Genomic DNA, 4750 nt, shown 5'->3' with positions numbered 1-4750 from the left:
CCTCGTCGGCCAGGCCCGCCTCGCCGCCCGGAACGGCGGTGAGCATCGGGGCGCGCAAGCCCACGGCGACCGACGCCGCCCTGGCCTGGGCGGCCTCGTCCGGCGCGGACACCACGACCACGGGAGCGGACTCCACCAGCAGCCGCGTGGCCTCCACCCCCGAGCCGTCGGCGTCGGCGGCGACCCGGATCCCGTCCGCCTCCACCGCCCGCATCCCGGGGGCGGCACCGTCCTCCGTCGACCCACAGGCCACCGTCGACACGACCACGGAAATGGCGAGGACCGCCGCACCCACACCTCGGTTGATGTGACGCACGGCGGTCCTCCTACAGCTGTCGGGAATCGATCCCGGTGGACCCTACAGGGGCCTCACACGGGATGCCCCCGCAACACTCAGGCGGTCTCCGTGATGGGACGATCCACCCAGCTCATGAGGTCGCGCAGCTTCTGACCGGTGACCTCGATCGGGTGCTCGGCGTTCTCCTTGCGCAGCGCCTCGAGCTCCTTGTTCCCGCCCTCGACGTTGGCCACGAGGCGCTTGGTGAACTCGCCGTTCTGGATGTCGGCGAGGATCTCCTTCATGCGCTCCTTGGTGCCGGCGTCGATCACGCGCGGGCCGGAGAGGTAGCCGCCGAACTCCGCGGTGTCGGACACCGAGTAGTTCATGCGGGCGATGCCGCCCTCGTACATCAGGTCCACGATGAGCTTGAGCTCGTGGAGCACCTCGAAGTAGGCCAGCTCGGGCTCGTACCCGGCCTCGACCATGACCTCGAAGCCCGTCTTGACGAGCTCCTCGGTGCCGCCGCACAGCACGGCCTGCTCACCGAACAGGTCGGTCTCGGTCTCGTCCTTGAAGGTGGTCTTGATGACGCCCGCGCGGGTGCCGCCGATCGCCTTGGCGTAGGACAGCGCGAGCGCCTCGCCCTCGCCCTTGGGGTCCTGCTCCACCGCGATGAGCGCCGGGACGCCCTTGCCGTCGACGAACTGACGACGAACGAGGTGGCCGGGGCCCTTCGGCGCGACCATCGCGATGGTGATGTTCTCGGCCGGCTTGATGAGGCCGAAGTGGATGTTGAGGCCGTGGCCGAAGAACAGCGCGTCGCCGTCGTTGAGGTTGGGCTCGATGTCGTCGGCGTAGATCTGCGCCTGCGAGGTGTCGGGGGCGAGCAGCATGACGACGTCGGCCCACTTGGCGGCCTCGGACGCGGTCATGACCTTGAGGCCGGCCTCCTCGGCCTTCTCGCGGGACTTGGAGCCCTCGCGCAGGCCGATCACGACCTCGACACCGGAGTCGCGCAGGCTCAGCGAGTGCGCGTGGCCCTGCGAGCCGTAGCCGATGACGGCGACCTTGCGGCCCTGGATCAGCGACAGGTCCGCCGAATCGTCGTAGAACATCTCCACTGCCATGGTGGATTCCCTTCGTTTGTTATCGGTAAGTCGAAACCGGGTTACAGGTCGAGACTATCGAGTGGTGGTGATGGACTTGGGACCGCGTCCGAGCGCGACCATCCCGGACTGGACGATCTCGCGGATGCCGTAGCCGTCGAGCATCCGCAGCAGCGCGTCGAGCTTGTCCGGCGTGCCGGTCGCCTCGAGCGTGAGCGACTCGGGCGAGACGTCGACGATGTGCGCGCGGAACAGGCTGGCGATCTCCACGATCTGCCCGCGGTTGGTGGCGTCGGCACGGACCTTGACCAGCGTGAGCTCACGGGCCACCGAACCGGCCGGGTCCTGCTCGACGATCTTGATGACGTTGACCAGCTTGTTGAGCTGCTTGGTCACCTGCTCGAGCGGGAAGTCCTCGACGTTGACCACGATCGTCATGCGGGACAGCCCGTCGGTCTCGGTCGGGCCGACGGCCAGCGACTCGATGTTGAACCCGCGCCGGGAGAACAGTGACGCGACGCGCGCGAGCACGCCGGGCTTGTCCTCCACGAGCACGCTCAGGGTGTGGGAACGAGCGCTCACTGATCCTCCTCCTGGCCGGCGATGACGGCGGCGTCGATCCGCTCGGTCACCTCGTGGATCTCCGAGGCCTCGTCCGCCGCGGAGTCGGTGTCGTCGAACAGCGGCCGGATGTCCCGGGCCGCCATGATCTCGTCGTTGGACGTCCCGGCCGCGACCATCGGCCAGACCTGGGCGTCCTTGCCCACGATGAAGTCGATGAGCACCGGCCGGTCGTTGATCTCCCGCGCCTTGGCGATCACGTCGTCCACGTCCTCGGCCCGCTCGCAGCGCAGCGCCACGCAGCCCAGCGCCTCGCCGAGCTTGACGAAGTCGGGGATGTGCATGGAGTGCGTCGACAGGTCGGTCTGCGAGTAACGCTCCTCGTAGAACAGCGTCTGCCACTGCCGGACCATGCCGAGGTTGCCGTTGTTGATGAGCGCGACCTTGATCGGCGCACCCTCGATCGCGCAGGTGGCCAGCTCCTGGTTGGTCATCTGGAAACAGCCGTCGCCGTCGATGGCCCACACCTCGGCGTCCTGACGGCCGAACTTGGCGCCCATCGCGGCCGGGACCGCGTAGCCCATGGTGCCGAGGCCGCCCGAGTTGAGCCACGTGCGCGGCTTCTCGTACTGGACGAACTGGGCCGCCCACATCTGGTGCTGCCCCACGCCGGCGCAGTACACCGCGTCGGGGCCGGCGGCCGCGCTGAGGCGCTCGATGACGTACTCCGGCGACAGGGACCCGTCCGACTGCGGCGCGTACCCCAGCGGGTACTCGTCACGGATCTCGTCCAGCTCGCCGACCCACGCGGACGGCGCGCCCAGCGCACCGGACTCCCGCTCACCGCGGAGCGTCTCGACGAGCTCGACGAGCACCTCCTTGATGTCGCCGACGATCGGCACGTCGACCGCACGGTTCTTGCCGATCTCCGCCGGGTCGATGTCCGCGTGGATGACCTTCGCGTCGGGCGCGAACGTGTCGAGGCGCCCCGTGACCCGGTCGTCGAAGCGCGCCCCGAGCGTCACCAGCAGGTCGGAGCGCTGCAGTGCGGCGACCGCGGCGACCGTGCCGTGCATGCCGGGCATGCCGTAGTGCAGCCGGTGCGAGTCCGGGAACGCGCCGCGGGCCATGAGCGTGGTGACGACGGGGATGCCCGTCAGCTCGGCCAGCGCCATGAGCTCCGCCGAGGCGTCCGCCTTGATGACGCCGCCGCCGACGTACAGCACCGGTCGCGTCGCCCGCGCGATCATCCGGGCGGCCTCGCGGATCTGCTTACCGTGCGGCTTGGTGACGGGCCGGTAGCCGGGGAGCTTCATCTCCGGCGGCCACGAGAACGTCATCTCGCCCTGGAGGACGTCCTTGGGGATGTCCACCAGCACGGCACCCGGACGGCCCGTCTGGGCGATGTGGAACGCCTCGGCGATCATCCGCGGGATGTCGTCGCCATGGGAGACCAGGAAGTTGTGCTTGGTGATCGGCATCGTGATGCCGGAGATGTCGGCCTCCTGGAAGCCGTCCGTGCCGATGAGGGACGTCCCCACCTGGCCGGTGATCGCCACGACCGGAACCGAGTCCATCTGCGCGTCCGCGAGCGGCGTCACCAGGTTGGTGGCACCGGGGCCCGAGGTCGCCATGCAGACGCCGACCCGACCGGTGGCCTGGGCGTAGCCGGTGGCGGCGTGGCCCGCACCCTGCTCGTGCCGGACGAGCACGTGCCGGACCTTGGCCGAGTCGTAGAGCGGGTCGTAGACCGGCAGGATCGCCCCGCCGGGGATGCCGAAGACCACCTCGGTGCCGATCTCCTCGAGGGACCGGACGACGGCCTGCGCGCCCGTCATCCGCTCGGGGGCCGCCGGGCGGGCCTTCTGGTCTGTGCCCGGACGGGGTCCGGGCTGTGCCGTTGGTGCGCTCACTTCAACTGTCCTTCATGCTGGTCGTGGAGCTTGTCGTTCGTCGCCTCACCCGGTCCGGTGGGACCGGTGGAACCTGGCAACAAAAAACCCCCGACGGCCACATGGGGCCGGCGAGGGTGCGCGTCGGGGGAAAGCCAGGTTGCGGCTCAGGCGCCGACGCGCCGGCCGAGTACGAGACCGTTCCAGGTGTTCACGCGGCCCAGACTAGGCCCCGGCCGTCCGTAGCGTCAACTCGTGGAACGCCGATCCCACATTGTGGACCGTGCGAGACTGGAGGACATCATGAGCGCCCCATTCAGAGCCCCCGTGCCGGAGTCGACCCCGCGCGACCGCGCCCTCTTCCGCGTCAACCCCATGTCCTACATCGTCATCGCCATCCTCGTCGTGGCGATCCTCTGGCCCGTCGCGGCCTACCCGTTGGCCCTCGGCTGGCTGGTGCTGATCCCGGTGGCCTTCGCCTGGTGGGTGGCCAGGACCCGCACCAGGCTCGACGAGCGCGGGGTGCACCTGTCGACCTGGCGCTCCCGGCGCTCTGTCCCGTGGGACCAGGTGAAGGGCGTGATGTTCCCGAAGAAGGGCTTCGCCCGGCTCGTGACGACCTCGGACGACTCCCTACCGATGGGCGGCGTGTCGTTCCACGACCTCCCGCGCCTGTCCGCCGCCAGCCGGGGCCGCATCCGCGACCCCTACGCCGCGCCCGGACCCGAGCAGGCCTGATCCGCCCCGGCCGGCCGGCACCCGGTCGGCCACGGCCTGCCGGCGCATCCCCATCCGCTCGTACACGAGGGTGACCGCGATGCCCATCACGAGGCCGCCCACCGTCCAGGCGCCGAGCACCCACACGGCGTGACCGAGCCCGGCCTCCCAGCCCGAGTCGAAGAACATGATCG

At 69.9% G+C, this 4750-nt stretch carries 4 protein-coding genes and 1 pseudogene; 1 reads left to right on the top strand and 4 read right to left on the bottom strand.

Annotation, left to right across the window (positions count from 1 at the left end; translation table 11 throughout):
- From G6030_RS12930 to G6030_RS12915, 4 genes and pseudogenes are all read right to left on the bottom strand, one after another.
- Positions 1-316: pseudogene (locus tag G6030_RS12930) on the bottom strand (hypothetical protein); the annotation flags it as partial.
- A gap of 77 nt (positions 317-393) precedes the next feature.
- On the bottom strand, positions 394-1407 hold the full coding sequence (gene ilvC / locus G6030_RS12925; RefSeq protein ID WP_182643401.1) for a ketol-acid reductoisomerase: 1014 nt from the start codon (positions 1405-1407) through the stop codon (positions 394-396).
- Positions 1408-1461: 54 nt separating this feature from the next.
- On the bottom strand, positions 1462-1968 hold the full coding sequence (gene ilvN / locus G6030_RS12920; RefSeq protein WP_007627160.1) for an acetolactate synthase small subunit: 507 nt from the start codon (positions 1966-1968) through the stop codon (positions 1462-1464).
- Entirely contained in the window at positions 1965-3860 is a 1896-nt protein-coding gene (locus tag G6030_RS12915; protein WP_182643400.1) for an acetolactate synthase large subunit, read from the bottom strand. Before G6030_RS12915 ends, ilvN begins: the two co-directional genes overlap by 4 nt.
- A gap of 282 nt (positions 3861-4142) precedes the next feature.
- Between G6030_RS12915 and G6030_RS12910 the strand changes: the two genes are divergently transcribed.
- Positions 4143-4577: a PH domain-containing protein gene (locus G6030_RS12910; RefSeq protein ID WP_182643399.1), complete on the top strand. Its 435-nt coding sequence runs from the start codon at positions 4143-4145 to the stop codon at positions 4575-4577.
- Positions 4578-4750 lie beyond the last annotated feature (173 nt).

The sequence above is a fragment of the Dietzia sp. E1 genome (genome assembly GCF_014145015.1).
GTDB lineage: Bacteria > Actinomycetota > Actinomycetes > Mycobacteriales > Mycobacteriaceae > Dietzia > Dietzia cinnamea_A.
Note: the sequence above shows the minus strand (reverse complement) of the source record. Positions and strands in the feature narration are given on the sequence as shown.

What these genes read in the sequence shown, in the direction of transcription:
- ilvC (WP_182643401.1), bottom strand. Translation starts at nt 1,407, where the DNA reads ATGGCAGTGGAGATGTTCTACGACGATTCGGCGGACCTGTCGCTGATC.
- G6030_RS12910 (WP_182643399.1), top strand. Translation starts at nt 4,143, where the DNA reads ATGAGCGCCCCATTCAGAGCCCCCGTGCCGGAGTCGACCCCGCGCGAC.